This window comes from Leptotrichia massiliensis (genome assembly GCF_900104625.1).
Taxonomy (GTDB): Bacteria; Fusobacteriota; Fusobacteriia; order Fusobacteriales; family Leptotrichiaceae; genus Leptotrichia; species Leptotrichia massiliensis.
In genome coordinates this window covers 1398274-1413885 of sequence record NZ_FNVZ01000005.1, presented here as the reverse complement: position 1 = coordinate 1413885, position 15612 = coordinate 1398274, and the positions used below count along the sequence as shown (strand labels likewise).

Here is a 15612-nt window from a genome sequence, read left to right as displayed (position 1 = left end):
AGGTAGTTTAGATGAAAGTAAAAAAAATTCAGGAATTAAAATTATATGATATTTCTAAATTACAATCTATATTTAATCTTACTGAAGATAAAACTAGAGAAGTTTTAAAAATATTAGCATATAAGAATATTGTCAGAAAAATTTCTAAGAACTTATCTGAAGTTGAATTAGAAGAATTAAATAATGGAGAATCTTTTAAAAATTTAGAAAAAGAATTTGAGGGAGACAAGTATAAATTTAAATTTGTTGGTATAATTACTGTAAAGGATATCTGTCTGATTATTTATCCAAAATATATTAAGGAATTTGATGAAAATTTTGATAGGGATAATAAGATAATAAAGCAGTTAATAGAAGTTATGAGAAAATATGAAAGCAAGGAGCAGAAACAATCCTTATCAAATGACAAAGAAAATAAAAATTATAACTTGCTGGCTTTAGCAATAGATTTGTATGATGATTATCACATTAATGGACTTTATAGTAATGAAAAAACAATAATAGAAGAAAATGGAGAAGGAGAAATTCTCTGGGAGAAAACTATAAATGAAAAAGGTGCTTATTTTGTAAATAATGTCCCATTCTATTTGGATGTTTTTTCTGTAAATAAAGAAACAAATGAAGAAGAAATTCTTAGGAGATTACATCGTTGCATAATAACAGAAAGCTACAATAAAATTAAGGAAATATTTGATATTCTCGATTATGAACCTATAAATATTTCAGATGATGAAATTGACTATTTTGGAGATAAGGATTATATTCAAGAAAAATTGAATCAGGAAATGAGCAGACAGTTTGTTGATAAAAAGCAGAAACAGTTAAATATGATGAAGAATTATCTATTGGAATCTGAAAATTCAAATGAAGATGAAGAAATAAAGTTTATTGGAACAACCAGTTTCAATTTAGTATGGGAAAAGGTATGTGCTGTTGTTCTGGAAAATTCCCTAGATAGAAAACTAAAGGATTTAGGATTAGGAACAACAAATCATACTGAAAACAAAACTTTGAAGGAAATAATAGCTAAACCTGAATGGAGTGTTATCAATTCTGAAAAGAAACATAAATCTGATAAGACTTTAATCCCTGATTTAGTTGTATACAATCAAGAAGATAAAAGCATTTCCATTTATGATGCGAAATATTACAATATTATGTTTACAGAAGAGGAATTAAGGGGCTATCCTGGAGTACAAGATGTATCTAAACAATATTTATATGAACTTGCATATAAGAATTTTATCCAAGAGAATGGTTTAAAAATGAAAGAAAATGCTTTTATAATGCCGACAGATAATGAAATTGAAGAAGAACTTGAAGAAATAGGAGAAATAAAATTTGAAATATTTAAAAGTATGGATTTACAAGATATAAAAGTAAAATTGGCATCTGCTACCAAAATGTATGAAAAATATTTAAAAAAATAAATATCAAAATATGAATTTAAGAAATTTTTGAAAAATATATTTAAATTTATAATTTGTTTTTTATGTAAAGAAAAAATACTTGACAATTTTTAAAAATTTTAGTATAATCATAACATACTTAAAATAATAAATTTTCAAGTTATTAAATAAATGGAGGTAAAATTTAATGTTAAAATTAAGATTAACTAGATTAGGAAGAAAGAAAGTTCCTTTTTATAGAATAGCAGCTATGGAAGCTTTATCAAGAAGAGATGGAAAAGCAGTTGCTTACTTAGGAACATTCAATCCACTTGCTGAAGAAGGAAAACAAGTAGTATTAAAAGAGGAAGAAATCTTAAGATACTTATCAAATGGAGCACAACCAACTGAAACTGTTAAAAGCATTTTGACAAAAGCAGGAATCTGGGAAAAATTTCAAGAAACTAAGAAAAAATAGTTATTTATAGAAAGACACTTTTATAGGTGTCTTTTTATTTAACCAATTAAACATAGAAAGTATGTAAAAATAACAACTTGCTTTTGATAAATATGTATAAAGATTATTTAATTCAAGATTTGAAACTTTAAACGGGAAATAGTATTGGTTATACATAATAAATATAGAAGATGCAGGAGAAATATTAAGAAGATTATGTGAATAAAATAGGGAGAAGGAAATGACATTACAGCAACTAAAATATGTAGTAACAGTCGCTGAAAAAGGGACATTAAGTGATGCTGCAAAAGAGCTGTTTGTTTCACAGCCGGCATTGACGAAAGCAATAAAAGAGCTGGAAGATGAGATGAATATAAGGATTTTTAACAGGACAAATAAAGGAGTAATTGTTTCACTTGAAGGAGATAGATTTCTGGGGTATGCTAGACAAGTTTTGGAACAGATGGATTTGTTGGAAGAAGAATATAAAAAAGGAAATAAGATAACTCGTAGATTTTCGGTATCAACTCAGCACTACTCGTTTGCAGTAAATGCTTTTGTAGATGTGATTAAGAAATTTGGCGAAAATAAGTATGATTTTACACTTAGGGAAACACAAACTAATGAAATTATTGAAGATGTAAGCAAGAGAAAAAGTGAAATTGGAATTTTATACACTTCAGGAGCAAATAAAACTGTAATTGAAAAAATGATAAAAAGAAATAACTTGAAATTTATTGAGCTATTTACTGCAAAGCCACATGTTTTCATTAGTTTTAATCATCCTTTAGCAAAAAAGGAAAGCATTAGTCTTGAAGATTTGAAGGAATATCCATATTTATCATTTGAGCAAGGAGATTATAATTCTTTTTATTTTTCAGAAGAAATATTGAGTACACTTGACAGGGATAAGAATATAAAGGTACGTGATAGAGCAACTTTATTTAATTTGGCAGTTGGGCTTAACGGATACACGGTAAGTACAGGAATAATTAGTAAAGAGCTAAATGGAGAAAATATTATCGCAAAACCGCTGGAAGTGGATGAATATATGAAAGTTGGAATTATAATGCAGAAAAATATTGAACTAAGTGTTTATGGGAAAGTTTATGTGGAGGCTTTGAAGGAACATTTGAAATATACAGAAATTCCATAAGATTAAAGAACATTGGCATAAATAAAAGTTATAATAAACTAAAAAATAAATGTATTTTACAGAAAGCATATATTTGTATATAATAACTTCATAAAATAATAACAAATAAGGGAGTTGATAATATGTGTACAATAAATGCACCTCATAGACACGATACTGTAGGAAGTTTTTTGAGAACTGAGAAACTGAAGAAAGCTAGAAATGATTTTGAAAAGGGAAAAATTGACAAGAAAGAATTGGAAAAAGTTGAGGATGAAGAAATTAGAAAAATTGTGGATAAGCAAATTGAATTAGGATATACAAGTGTTACAGATGGGGAATTTAGACGAAGTTACTGGCATTTGGACTTTTTCTGGGGATTCAATGGAATTGGGCATGTGCATGCTGATAAAGGTTATGAATTTAATGGTGTTGTTACTCGTGATGATACTGCGATTGTTACTGGAAAAATTGGTGGGGAAAATCATCCGTTTGTGAAACATTATACATTTTTGCGAGATTTAGTAAAAGATAAAAAAGGTGTGGAAGCTAGATTTACGATACCTGCTCCAGCACAATTTTATGCAGAATTAGTAAGGGAAGATAAGCATGTGGCCGCACTTCTTAAAGTTTATCCTGATTTTATAGGATTGGAAGACGATATTGTCAGTGCCTACAAAACTGTTATAAATGACTTGTATAACGAAGGACTTAGAACTTTGCAAATTGATGACTGTACTTGGGGTTGTCTTGTAGACGATGACTTTATTGCTTCATTTATTGAAAAAAGTGATAGGGATAAAGAAATTATCAGGCAAGAATTTGCAGAAAAATTTCTAAATATAAATAACAGGGTATTTCAAAATAATCCAGAAAATTTGGTAATTAATACGCATGTTTGCCGTGGAAATTATGCTTCTACCTGGTTTGGGAAAGGCGGATACGATAAAATTGCAGATGAGCTTTTTGGGAAAGAAGATGTAAATGCCTATTATTTGGAATTTGATACAGAAAGAGCAGGTACTTTTGAATCGCTTGCAAAAGTTTCTGGAGATAAAAAAGTTGTTTTGGGATTAATAACTTCTAAAAATCCAACATTGGAGGAAAAGGAAAGTGTAATTGCACGTATAAAAGAGGCTTCAAAATATGTGCCACTCGACAGGCTTTATTTGAGTCCACAGTGTGGATTTGCTTCAACAGAGGAAGGAAATAGGCTTACAGAAGAAGAGCAATGGGCAAAACTTAGATTTATTAAGGAAATTTCAGATGAAGTATGGGGAGAAAATTAATAATAATTTGATTTATATTTCTAAAAGTGTGTTGTTTATCACACTTTTTTTTATGAAAATATGTTAAAATAGGTTTGAGAATCAAAATATAATTGAACTTTTTTATGTTATAGTAAAACTGCTTTAAAACTAAACTCAAAAGGCTATGACTATTTTACTCAAACCCTAAATCTATATAATTTTAGTAGTTTAATTTTAAATAGGTTTGAGTATAAATTAACAAAATTAAATATTTCTAAGAATTGAGAAAAATAGCTATAATTTAAAAATTTGGCATAAAATGTTATTAGTGCATATTAATATAAAATTTGGTTTTAAAATTTTAACAAAGAAGTTTTATTTGGCTGAAAAAAGATTATAAAAAATAGAAGGTGGTTATTATGGCACAGGATATGAAAAATTATCTAAAATTAGATCTTGAGAAAATTGAGAAAATGACTCAAATAAAAAAAGATTATATTGAAGGGAAGACTGATTTTGAGACTACTAAAAAATTAATAAAAGAGAATTTTGACAAAATGACTGCAAGCGAATTTGCTTATTCAGAGCAAAAAATTAAAGAACTTGGCTTTGATGACAATACGGTTCATGACAAGATGAATGATGTTTTGGGACTTTTTGAGGATATTATTGTGAAGGATGAATTTAACTTGCCTGAGGGGCATCCAATAAATACGTATATTTTGGAAAATGAAGCGGCTAGAAAGCTGATTGCGGAAATGAAAGAAGAGTTTGGGAAAAAGTTTATAAAGAACAGATGGCTTGAACTTTATGAAAAATTATCTCAATTTAATCCTACCCATCTTGCAAGAAAACAGCATCAATTATTTTCAATATTAGAGAAAAAAGGGTTTGATCGTCCATCAAGAATAATGTGGAGCTTTGATAATAACGTGAGAGATAGCATAAGTGAAGCATATAAATTACTTGAAAATGACAAAATTGAAGAATTTTTGGAAAAACAGGAAAATGTATGGGAATTGACGCTTGATATTATGCATAAGGAAGAAGAAGTGCTTTTTCCAACTTCGATGAAAATGATTAGTGAAGAAGAATTTAAGCAAATGCGTGCAGGAGATGATGAAATTGGATATTTCCTGATTGATAAACCAACTGGATTTTATCCTGAAAACATAGAAAAACAAGATAACAATAGTAATCAGTCTATAAAAGAGGAAACTGTAAAATCAGAAACTGATGTTCAGAATAATCAAAATGCTGGAAATTTTATGAATGACCTTGCAAGTCTTATGGCAAAATATAATATGGGAAGCCAAAATAGTGAAAATGAAGTTTTTGATGTGAAGCAGGGGAAATTAACGCTTGAACAGATTAATCTTATTTTTCAGCATATGCCTGTGGACTTGTCTTTTGTGGATGAAAATGAAATTGTGAAATTCTATACGGATACTAAACATAGGGTTTTCCCAAGAAGTGCAGGAGTTATTGGGCGTGATGTTAAAAACTGCCATCCAAGAGAAAGCGTCAGTTCCGTACTTGAAATAATAGACGCTTTTAGAAAAGGGGAACAGGATGAGATTGACTTCTGGCTGGAAATGCGTGGTAAATTTATTTACATCTATTATGTTGCTGTAAGAGATGAAAACGGTGTCTTTAAAGGTGTTCTAGAAATGATGCAGGATGTTACGAAAATTAGAAGTCTAACAGGGGAAAGAAGACTTGTAACATGGGAAAATAAAGGCAAAGATGAGAAAAAAGAAGAAACAGGAGAAGTATTTACAAGCAAGTATAATTTGACTGGAAAAACTGTAATAGGAGATATTGTTAAAAAATATCCTTATATCAGGGAATATATGCCATTAATTTCTCCAGAATACAAAAAACTTTTAGATCCTATTCAGTATATGATGATGTCTAAAATAGCGACTCTTCAAATGATTGCAATGCGTGGGGAATTGGAACTTGATTATTTGATTATGATGATTGAGGCTAAAATTGATGAGGAAGAGAATAAATAATTTTAAAATTTATTAAAGATAGATAGAAAAAAGTATCTGTTTGACAATATCATTCGGATACTTTTTTGATTTCTTTCAACATATGTATTATCTCACAACATTTCTAAGAAATTTCTTTTAATAAAAAAGGGACTCAATTTAAGAGTTTCCCTTTAATTGTAATTATTTATGCAGATAATAAAAATCAGTCTTTTACGTATATTTTCTTTACTCTTCCTGTATAAACTATATGAGGATCTTCCTTTGTGTATAGTTTTTCAGGTATGCTCTTATCTATGAAGTTTTCAGGTTTTATATCATCTATATATAATTTTTCAGCTACAATAACTAATTTTGCTTCTTCAAATGCAGGAACACCATCTAAGAATATTGGATTAAATCCAACTTCTGCAATTTTGTCTACATCTCTTCCTGATTTGAGTCCAAGTACGTGAAGTTCCTTTTTATAACCATTAAAAAAACTTAAAGAAAAACAATTTTGCTCGTCTACAAATTTTTTAGTATATCTTGTAGGTCTTATATAAACTGAAATAACAGGACCTCGCCAAAGATAGCCCATCATTCCCCACGTGACAGTCATTGTATTTATCCCATTCTCATCTCCCGCCGTGACAAGACTCCAGTCTTTACCTGTACTTGTGAATGGATTTAAATTAAAATCCTGAATTTTTATTTCGTGAAATCCCATTTCTAACACCTCCGTAATTTTTTTATAGATTTTTAAGGTATTTTTATTATAACATATTTTTTTAAAAAGTAAATATTGACACAAATAATATTTTGTAGTAAAATATTTTTATAATCAAAGTATTTTTGGAGAAAAAATTAACTAAAATTAAAGAATTTAATACACAGGAATGAGGAGGAAAACATGTTAAAAAAATTAGCAATTTTAAGTCTTATTGTAGTTGGAATGATGGCATTTGGAGATGATAATGACACATTTAATGTAAAATTGGAAGAATCGGTAGTAACAGTCACGGGATTTGATGATGTGCAGAGCAATCAAATTAAGAATACTACAATTGTAACGGCTCAAGATATACACGATAAAGGGTATAACACTATAGAAGAGATATTGAAACGTACACCAGGTATAAATTTTGTTAATAATGAGTTTGGATATATTGTGGATGTAAGAGGGCAAGGAGTTCAAGGAGCTGCTAAAAATGTAAAAGTTCTTGTGGATGGTTCGCCTTTAAACATACTTGATATGTCACATGCGATTCTACCTCTAAATTCGGTTTCAGTGGAAGATATTCAGAAAATAGAAATTATTAACGGTGGAGGAACTGTGCTTTATGGCGGAGGAACTGCTGGTGGAGTAATTAACATCATTACAAAAAAAGGACAGGAAGAAGCTGTAAAAAATAAAGTTTATTATCAAAACAGTTCATTCGATACAAATAAATTTGGATTTGGGACAAGCATAAAATTTGCGGATAATTTCTTGTTAGATTTAGAATACGAAAATATTAATGGAAATGGGTATAGACGTGGAGATAAAAGAGATGGCGAAAATCTAAGAGGTGGATTTACATATAATATAAGTGATAATCAGACATTAAGATTTAAAGCCACAAGATACAAGGAAGAATCAAAAGAATCTAACGGCATAACTAAAGCCCAATTAAATAAAGATAGAAAACAGGCAGGAACAACTTTGACAGAATCTGATTTAGATAGAACAGAATATAGCTTAAACTATGAAATCAAACCTACCGATAATTTGACTTTCTCGTTATTAGGATATAATCAAAAAACAATTAGAAACTATGACCAAAAAGCACCTATGGATAGAGGAACAACTTATAAAATAGATGGATTTTTTAAAGACAAAAAAAATGGAATTGATTTAAAAGGAAAATACAACTATAACTTAGGAGAAGTAATTTTTGGATATGGATATATAAAAAATAACTCAAGTAGAAGTGCTGTTCACGATTTGTATATGGGAAGTAGAAAATTAGCTACAATATCAGATACAGATATTAATTTACAAAAAAATACACATTCAATATTTTTGCAAGATAGACATTTATTCACAAGCAAATTGGATGGTATATTAGGTTATAGATACGAGCATGCAGATTATTCTATTTATAGAAATGATAGAATAAATATTATAGATATAAAATCTAAAAAGAACAACAGTGCTTACGAAGCAGGATTAAACTTTAAATATTCTGACACAGGAAATATTTATGCAAAATATGAAAGAGGCTACAGATCACCAAGTCCAACAGAAATGGTAGATAAATCATCAAGATATGGATATGTATTAAATAATTTAAAATCTGAAAAATATGATACTTATGAAATCGGTATTAAAGATATGATTGGACCATCGTTTGTGAGCCTGACAGGATTTTACACTAAGAAAAATGATGAAATTCTTATAAATATGGTGGGACATGGAGTAAGTTGGACATATAAAAACTTGCAGGAAACAGAAAGAAAAGGAGTAGAGTTGTTTGCAGAACAATATTTTGGATCATTTAGAGTAAATGAATCAGTTTCTTATGTGGATGCTAAAATTAGCAAAGGTACAGACAAAAATAAAAAAATTCCTTATGTATCAAAAACAAAAGCAACTTTAGGAGCAAATTATGAAATCTTGAAAGGATTAAACCTAACAGCTGACCTTAATTATTTCTCAAACTCTGTGGATGATAATTATGAAAAAATAAAAGGTTATTCTACAACAGATTTAGGGGTAAATTATGCTCATAGAACAGGGTTAGGTGTACAAGCAGGAGTTAAAAATGTATTTGACAAAAAATACTATAAATATAAAAACGGAAATAGTTACATTCCTGAAGCTGAAAGAACATATTATGTTGGTGTAAGTTACAACTTCTAAAAATAATTTTAAATATGGAAAGTGGCAGTCAAGCAATCGTTATAAAGTTGTTTGGCTGTATTTTATAAATAAATAAAATTGTTAATTTTTATAAGATACAGTTGTTAATAAATATTTTTTCAATAATTTTTATATTTTTTCTTTTTTTATGTGTAAAGGGGATCAATCGCCATCTCCTTTTATTTCGCGATATTAGTTATTTCAATTTCTTTAAATTATAACATCTGAAGATTTTGGCGAAAGTGCTACGCACTAATCCCAGCTTGTCTAAGCATTTTTTTGAAATATTCCCAAATTTTATTTGGGAAAGTAGTCTAAACATTTATTGTTTGGATAAACCTGAATTACTATGAAAACTAAACTCGCTGATGCTCACTTTTGTAAATAAAGATTAGAACAACTCTATAAAATATATTTACTATGAAGGTTCTGGCGAAAGAAACACATAAATGTGTTTAGTCGTTTTCATTTCAAAAAAATCACGACGATTTTAGTTTAATTACAACAGTTATTTTAATAAAAAATCCTTAAGCAAGATTGTAAAAAAATGGAATTAATAGTCTTAAATAAAAAAAGATTAATGTAAATTAAGAAAAAATATTAATAAATGTAGATAAGGAATAAAAGATGGAAATTGAAAGTAGAAAAGTAAAATATAAAAAGCGTGATAGTAATATGTGGAAAATGTATTCTGGAATAACAATTTTTATAATTATAGTGGCATTTTTGTCTTTGAAAATAGGAACTGTGAATATTTCGGCAAAAGATATATTTAGAAGTTTTTTAGGCGGGAAAATGAGGGATGAATCTATAAAATCGATAATATTTAATGTGAGGTTGCCGAGAATTATTATGGCGGTGCTGATAGGAATGTTGCTGGCTAGTTCAGGGGCGGTTGTGCAGTCGGTTTTTCAGAATCCGTTGGCGGATCCTTATATAATTGGTATTTCGGCTAGTGCTACGCTTGGAGCGGTTATTGCGTATGTCCTTAATTTTCCTGATGTTATGTATGGAATTTGTGGATTTATTGTATCGGTTATCGTGGCGTTGATAATTTTTAGGATTTCGAGAAGCAGGACTAGGACGGATGTGGCTGTACTTTTAATTGTTGGGATTGCGATTTCGTCTTTTTTAGGGGCATTTACGTCGTTCAGTATGTATCTGATTGGGCAGGATTCCTTTAGAATAGTAACGTGGATGATGGGATATATGGGAAGTGCTTCTTGGTTGAAAATTGGAGTTCTTATGATACCGCTTGTAGTTTCTGTCGTTTATTTTTATTTAAAAAGATATGAGATGGATTTGCTGATGAGTGGGGATGAAGAGGCACATTCGCTTGGAGTGAACGTTGATGGGCTGAAAAAAAATTTATTGATTGTTTCGGCACTGATTGTCGGATTTTCTGTGGCATTTACTGGAATGATAGGATTTGTTGGGCTTATTGCACCGCATACGGTAAGGCTTATACTAAAAAGTGGAAGTAATACTAGGCTGCTTCCTTTAGCAACATTGGGTGGAGGACTGTTTTTGCTGATTTGTGATACGATTGGACGTACAATTTTAGCACCAACAGAAATTCCGATAGGAGTGGTAACTTCATTTTTTGGAGCACCATTTTTTCTATATTTGGCGATAAGAAGGAAAAAAGGTGGATAGGATGAGTAGTGGAAATAATAATTCAGAAATTTCGATAAAAAATGTAAGTTTTAGCTATGATAATTCCCAAAAAAAGATAATTGATGGATTAAATATAAATATAAAAAAAGGTGAATTTGTTGGGATTCTTGGTGCAAATGGGAGTGGGAAATCGACACTTTTGAAAATGATTTTGAAATATTTTCCGATAGAAACTGGGAATATTGAGATTTCTGATAAAAATATCAGTTTGTATAGTTCTAAGGAAATGGCAAAAATAATAAGTTTTGTTCCTCAAAAGTCGGCTTTGAATATGCCGATAAGTGTAATCGAAATGATTTATATGGGACGTACGCCACATATTAAGAATAAGTGGATTGGTTTTGATAAGGAAGATGAGCGGAAGGTAAATGAGATTTTGGAAAAGTTGCGACTTGAAAAATTTAGGGACAGATCGATTTTTTCACTTTCGGGTGGAGAATTTCAGCGTGTTCTGCTGGCAAGGGCATTGGTGCAGGAAACGAGGATTATTTTACTGGATGAGCCGACTTCTGCATTGGATATGAATTATGCTCTTGAAATTATGAAGCTTACATCGGATTTTGTGAAGGAGAAAAAGATTACAGCTGTTATGGTTTTACATGATTTGAATCTGGCTTCAATGTATTGTGATAATGTGATGTTTTTAAAAGATGGAAAAATTGCATATTCAGGGAGTCCAAAGGAGCTTTACAAAAAGGAGATTTTTTCTGAAATTTATGGATTTGAATGTGAAATTGTGGAAAATAGCGGATTTTTGTATGTAATACCTAAAAAAATTTAATAGGAAAGGATTGGAAAAATGAAAAAAATAATAAGAAATTCTTTTTATTTGGCATTGCTGATTATTTCAATGTTTATAATTTCTTGTGCAAAGAAAAATGATGAAAATGCTAAAAAGGGGGAAAATAAAAAATATAATAGGATTGTTGTGCTGGATCCTGCGACTGTTGAAATGATTTATATGCTTGGAGCAGAAGATAAAATCGTGGGAGTTGCTAATTTGGAGCGTTCAAAGGTATGGCCTGAAGAAAAGGTCGCAAAACTTGAGAGTGTGGGAACTTTTATAAAGCCGTCGCTTGAAAGAATAATTACCTTAAAGCCTGATTTGGTTATAACGTCAGCTCTTACAGATGACAACCTTAATAATGGGCTTAAATCAAATAACATTGAAGCAAAAAGAATTCAGGCAAATTCGATAGAAGAAATATTTACCAATTTTATGGAAGTAGCAAAAATGCTGGGGAAAGAAAATGAAGCAAATAAAATAATTGCTGAAAAAAGAGTAAAGCTGGAAGAAATTAAAAAGATGGCAACGATCAATAAAAAAGGGCTGTTTGTTATGTCAGCTTCACCGCTTATGGTATTTGGAAACGATAATTTACCAAATGATATAATGAAATTGTTGAATATTAAGAATATCGCAGAAAATCAGAAGGGGAGAAATCCAATTGTAACGCCTGAATTTATAATAAAGGAAAATCCAGACATGATAATTACATTATTACCAAATCCATCTCAAATTGTGGCTACAAATCCACAGTTAAAAAATGTGAATGCAATAAAAAACAGCAAATTTATTGTTGTAAATTCATCACAAATTTTAAGAGGTTCGCCAAGAACTATTGATCAGATTGAAGAAATTGCAAAAGCAGTTACAAAGTAATACTTTGAGGAAAATTTGTTAAATCAAAATAGAAGGAGTGAAAAAATGGATATAAGCATAGAAAGAATTTTGGATCACATGAACAATGATCATGGGGATGTTTTGCCTTTGTATGTAAGGCATTTTTGCAAGAGAGAAGATGTGAAGGAAGCAAAGTTGATTGATGTGAATGAAGAGGGGATGACTTTGCTTGTGAACGGCAATGAGAGAGTTCGGATTAAATTTACGAAAAAAATTGATTTTAAAGGAATCCATCTGGAAATGATAAAGATGGCAAAAATTGCGAGAAAAGCTTTGAATGTGCCTGGACCCGAACATTACAAGGACAAGGGGCACCAGGAAGAGGAAAAAATGAAAATGGAAATAAGTGATTTTATTGGAAACTTTAAATCGGTTATAATTGGAACTGTATCAGAAGAAGGAGAGCCGAATGCAAGTTATGCACCATTTTTTAAGTATCATGGGGACAGTTATATGTATATTAATCAAACAGAAGTCTATTTTGAAAATTTTAAGAAAAATGGGAAAGCAAGTTTGCTGTTTATTCAGGATGAAGGACAGGCAATGGTTCCATCAATGAGACAAAGAGTTACATACAATGTAGAAATTCAGTTTTTAGAAAAAAATGATTACTATAACGAAATTTTGGACAAATTTCAGAAAAATGACTTTTCAATACAAATGACTAGAAATGTGCCAGTTTTTCACTTGGTAAGGGCAAAATTGGTAAGCGGAAGATATGTGAAAGGACCTAGACAGGCTTTTGACATTACAAAGGATAGAAGAGTTGTGGAAGTTATGTTGGGAGCGTCTGAAAACAACTGAAAAGAAATGCCTAAGGAAATGCAAAAAGGTAAAATTTCAGAGCCAAATTTGGAGGAACAGGGAATTTTCCCAAAAAGATTTAAGTCACATAATGATTCGGCGGGAATTGTATCGGATTATTTCAGGAAAAATAAGAAATTTGGAACAGAAGCAGAACTGCTGGAAAGAATGCAGAAACCTGCGGAAAATGAACTTGGAACAATTTATGTCCATACTCCATACTGCGATAAAATCTGTTCATTTTGCAATTTGAACCGAAAGCAGATTGATAATGATTTGGAAGATTACACAAATTTTCTTGTTTCAGAATTTGAAAAATACGGAAAAACACCTTATATGAAAAGCAAAAAAATAAATGTAATTTTCTTTGGCGGTGGAACGCCGACTATTTATAAGGAACATCAGCTGGAACGAATTTTAAAGGCTATAAATGATAACTTTACGTTAACAGACGACTGTGAATTTACATTTGAAACAACATTGCATAACTTGAATCCAAAGAAAATAAAAATTCTGGAAAAAGGCGGAGTAAATCGGCTAAGTGTTGGAATTCAAACTTTTTCTGATAGAGGAAGGAATATTCTGAACAGGACTTTTTCAAAGGAGGAAACGGTAAAAAGATTGAGAAATCTTAAAGAGAGTTTTAGTGGAATGGTTTGTACTGATATAATTTACAATTATCCCGATGAAACAGTTGAGGAAGTGCTGGAAGATGCGAGAATCGTGAAGGAGCTCAAAATTGACAGCACAAGTTTTTATTCGCTTATGATTTACGAAGGCTCTCAAATGTCTAAGGATATACGAAATAACACGCTGGAGCTGAATTATGAACTGGAAAAAGACTTTGAACTGCATGACGCTTTTCTTAAAAGCATGCTTGAAAGCGGAGAATATGAAGTGATGGAGCATACAAAAATTGTCAGAAAAGGAAGGGATGAGTATAGATATATAAGAAATACACATCAAGGGAAGGATATTCTGCCGATTGGAGTAGGTGCAGGCGGGAAAATTGATAATTTTGAAATTTTTAGATTAAGTCAGGACAAGGCATTTTATGCGATTTCTTCAGATGAAAATGAAATGAAGATGAAACGAATAAGTGGACTTTTACAGTATCCGAAAGTTTATTTTGACAAATTAAAAGAATATGTTTCCGATGAAATGTTTAATGAAATTTATAAGATTTTTGAAAATTTTGAAAAAAAAGGATACTTGAAAATTCATGAAACTCACACAGAGCTCATGCCAGAAGGAATTTTCTGGGGAAACAACATAAGTGCAACAATATTAAAAAAATGTTTAGGAGGTGCAAAGGATGTCAAGTCTAGTAGTCTTTTCCACATCAACAGGAAACACAAGAAAAATAGCTGATGCCATTTTTTCAGCCTTAAAGGATTCAGATAAAAAAATAGTGGATGTAAACGAAATAAACACTGTAAATATGAATGAATTTGAGAAAATTATTATTGGTGGCTGGATTGACAAAGGCGAGATTGATGAAAAATCCAAAGAGTTTTTGACTAATCTAAAAAATAAAAAACTTGGACTTTTTCTAACAATGGGCGGAAATCCCGAAACAGACAGAGCCAAAAAATGCGTACAAAAGGTTAGAGAATTGCTGGAAAAAAATGGAAACATTGTAGAAAAAATATTTGTATGTCAAGGGGCGATTGATCCCAATTTAATAAATAAATTTCGAGAAATGACAAAACAAGGTATAGCAGGGCCTTTTGCAGTTACTCCAGAAAGAGAAGCCAGATGGGCAGAAGCGGCAAAACATCCAGACGAAAAGGATATTGAAAATGCTAAGAGAATATTTGAAGGATTGTAGAATTAAGAATAAAAAAAGGGGACAAATTATGAAAATAATATATATAATTATAGGATTAATTGCAACAGGATTAGGATTTATAGGAGCTTTTTTGCCAGGATTGCCTACAGTGCCATTTTTATTGTTAGCTAGCTTCTGCTTTGCAAAAGGCTCAAGGCGATTTGACAGATGGTTCAAATCAACAAAGCTGTATAAAAACCATCTGGAAGACTTTCAAAAAAACAGAAGTATGAGTTTAAAGGCCAAAATAGGAATATTACTTTTTTCAAGCGGAATGATGCTATTTCCAATAATTAAATTTAATAATCCTTATGTAAGAGGTACATTTGTTTTGCTGGAAGTTTTTAAATATTACTATTTTATTTTTAAAATAAAAACAATGAAATAATTTTTTCTAGGTTTTATTTTAAATTTTTTGATTAATGAATATTTTTTGTTTTATATTTTCTAATTTCTTTTAATGTAAGAGTATCAGACGCCATGGACTTAGAACCCTGCTTGACGA

14 protein-coding genes are annotated in these 15612 nt (G+C 30.4%); 13 read left to right on the top strand and 1 reads right to left on the bottom strand.

All coding sequences use genetic code 11. The annotated features are described in order from the left end of the window. Window positions 1-11 precede the first annotated feature (11 nt). The 5 genes from BQ5344_RS10745 to BQ5344_RS10725 all read left to right on the top strand — a co-directional run bounded on the left by BQ5344_RS10745 (window position 12) and on the right by BQ5344_RS10725 (window position 6248). Complete coding sequence (locus tag BQ5344_RS10745) at window positions 12-1430, top strand: LlaJI family restriction endonuclease (protein WP_021770178.1); 1419 nt, start codon at window positions 12-14, stop codon at window positions 1428-1430. A gap of 166 nt (window positions 1431-1596) precedes the next feature. Then, entirely contained in the window at window positions 1597-1866 is a 270-nt protein-coding gene (gene rpsP / locus BQ5344_RS10740; RefSeq protein ID WP_021770179.1) for a 30S ribosomal protein S16, read from the top strand. Window positions 1867-2086: 220 nt separating this feature from the next. Next, entirely contained in the window at window positions 2087-3001 is a 915-nt protein-coding gene (locus BQ5344_RS10735) for a LysR family transcriptional regulator (RefSeq protein WP_071125298.1), read from the top strand. A gap of 122 nt (window positions 3002-3123) precedes the next feature. After that, entirely contained in the window at window positions 3124-4269 is a 1146-nt protein-coding gene (locus tag BQ5344_RS10730) for a 5-methyltetrahydropteroyltriglutamate--homocysteine S-methyltransferase (protein ID WP_071125297.1), read from the top strand. Window positions 4270-4649: 380 nt separating this feature from the next. Continuing rightward, entirely contained in the window at window positions 4650-6248 is a 1599-nt protein-coding gene (locus BQ5344_RS10725) for a PAS domain-containing protein (protein WP_021770183.1), read from the top strand. A gap of 184 nt (window positions 6249-6432) precedes the next feature. Here the strand turns inward: BQ5344_RS10725 and BQ5344_RS10720 are convergent, their stop codons facing one another. After that, a complete protein-coding gene (locus BQ5344_RS10720; RefSeq protein ID WP_021770184.1) occupies window positions 6433-6936 on the bottom strand; it encodes a flavin reductase in 504 nt (167 codons plus the stop codon). A gap of 183 nt (window positions 6937-7119) precedes the next feature. Here BQ5344_RS10720 and BQ5344_RS10715 point away from each other — a divergent pair, with 183 nt between their 5' ends. The 8 genes from BQ5344_RS10715 to BQ5344_RS10680 all read left to right on the top strand — a co-directional run bounded on the left by BQ5344_RS10715 (window position 7120) and on the right by BQ5344_RS10680 (window position 15495). Next, on the top strand, window positions 7120-9111 hold the full coding sequence (locus tag BQ5344_RS10715; RefSeq protein ID WP_021770185.1) for a TonB-dependent receptor: 1992 nt from the start codon (window positions 7120-7122) through the stop codon (window positions 9109-9111). Window positions 9112-9786: 675 nt separating this feature from the next. After that, window positions 9787-10767 carry a FecCD family ABC transporter permease gene (locus tag BQ5344_RS10710; RefSeq protein WP_036071957.1) on the top strand — a complete coding sequence of 327 codons (981 nt, stop codon included), beginning with the start codon at window positions 9787-9789 and terminating at the stop codon, window positions 10765-10767. Window position 10768: 1 nt separating this feature from the next. Continuing rightward, the gene (locus BQ5344_RS10705) at window positions 10769-11569 is read left to right on the top strand and encodes an ABC transporter ATP-binding protein (RefSeq protein WP_021770188.1); all 801 of its coding nucleotides are present in this window, start codon (window positions 10769-10771) and stop codon (window positions 11567-11569) included. An 18-nt stretch (window positions 11570-11587) separates the two neighbouring features. Further along, window positions 11588-12451 carry an ABC transporter substrate-binding protein gene (locus BQ5344_RS10700; RefSeq protein WP_021770189.1) on the top strand — a complete coding sequence of 288 codons (864 nt, stop codon included), beginning with the start codon at window positions 11588-11590 and terminating at the stop codon, window positions 12449-12451. 45 nt (window positions 12452-12496) lie between these two features. Beyond that, complete coding sequence (locus BQ5344_RS10695; protein WP_021770190.1) at window positions 12497-13276, top strand: DUF2470 domain-containing protein; 780 nt, start codon at window positions 12497-12499, stop codon at window positions 13274-13276. A gap of 18 nt (window positions 13277-13294) precedes the next feature. Continuing rightward, complete coding sequence (locus BQ5344_RS10690) at window positions 13295-14647, top strand: coproporphyrinogen-III oxidase family protein (RefSeq protein ID WP_235846153.1); 1353 nt, start codon at window positions 13295-13297, stop codon at window positions 14645-14647. Next, window positions 14592-15107, top strand: a complete 516-nt coding sequence (locus tag BQ5344_RS10685) for a flavodoxin family protein (RefSeq protein ID WP_071125295.1) — start codon at window positions 14592-14594, stop codon at window positions 15105-15107. Before BQ5344_RS10690 ends, BQ5344_RS10685 begins: the two co-directional genes overlap by 56 nt. 28 nt (window positions 15108-15135) lie before the next feature. Beyond that, on the top strand, window positions 15136-15495 hold the full coding sequence (locus BQ5344_RS10680) for a YbaN family protein (RefSeq protein WP_071125549.1): 360 nt from the start codon (window positions 15136-15138) through the stop codon (window positions 15493-15495). Window positions 15496-15612: the final 117 nt, after the last annotated feature.

Bases quoted from the DNA above. Each gene is read 5' to 3' on its own strand.
- BQ5344_RS10735 (WP_071125298.1), top strand. From the start codon at position 2,087: ATGACATTACAGCAACTAAAATATGTAGTAACAGTCGCTGAAAAAGGG.
- BQ5344_RS10715 (WP_021770185.1), top strand. From the start codon at position 7,120: ATGTTAAAAAAATTAGCAATTTTAAGTCTTATTGTAGTTGGAATGATG.
- BQ5344_RS10695 (WP_021770190.1), top strand. From the start codon at position 12,497: ATGGATATAAGCATAGAAAGAATTTTGGATCACATGAACAATGATCAT.
- BQ5344_RS10685 (WP_071125295.1), top strand. From the start codon at position 14,592: ATGTCAAGTCTAGTAGTCTTTTCCACATCAACAGGAAACACAAGAAAA.
- rpsP (WP_021770179.1), top strand. From the start codon at position 1,597: ATGTTAAAATTAAGATTAACTAGATTAGGAAGAAAGAAAGTTCCTTTT.
- BQ5344_RS10710 (WP_036071957.1), top strand. From the start codon at position 9,787: ATGTGGAAAATGTATTCTGGAATAACAATTTTTATAATTATAGTGGCA.
- BQ5344_RS10680 (WP_071125549.1), top strand. From the start codon at position 15,136: ATGAAAATAATATATATAATTATAGGATTAATTGCAACAGGATTAGGA.
- BQ5344_RS10700 (WP_021770189.1), top strand. From the start codon at position 11,588: ATGAAAAAAATAATAAGAAATTCTTTTTATTTGGCATTGCTGATTATT.
- BQ5344_RS10720 (WP_021770184.1), bottom strand. From the start codon at position 6,936: ATGGGATTTCACGAAATAAAAATTCAGGATTTTAATTTAAATCCATTC.
- BQ5344_RS10705 (WP_021770188.1), top strand. From the start codon at position 10,769: ATGAGTAGTGGAAATAATAATTCAGAAATTTCGATAAAAAATGTAAGT.
- BQ5344_RS10730 (WP_071125297.1), top strand. From the start codon at position 3,124: ATGTGTACAATAAATGCACCTCATAGACACGATACTGTAGGAAGTTTT.
- BQ5344_RS10690 (WP_235846153.1), top strand. From the start codon at position 13,295: ATGCAAAAAGGTAAAATTTCAGAGCCAAATTTGGAGGAACAGGGAATT.
- BQ5344_RS10745 (WP_021770178.1), top strand. From the start codon at position 12: ATGAAAGTAAAAAAAATTCAGGAATTAAAATTATATGATATTTCTAAA.
- BQ5344_RS10725 (WP_021770183.1), top strand. From the start codon at position 4,650: ATGGCACAGGATATGAAAAATTATCTAAAATTAGATCTTGAGAAAATT.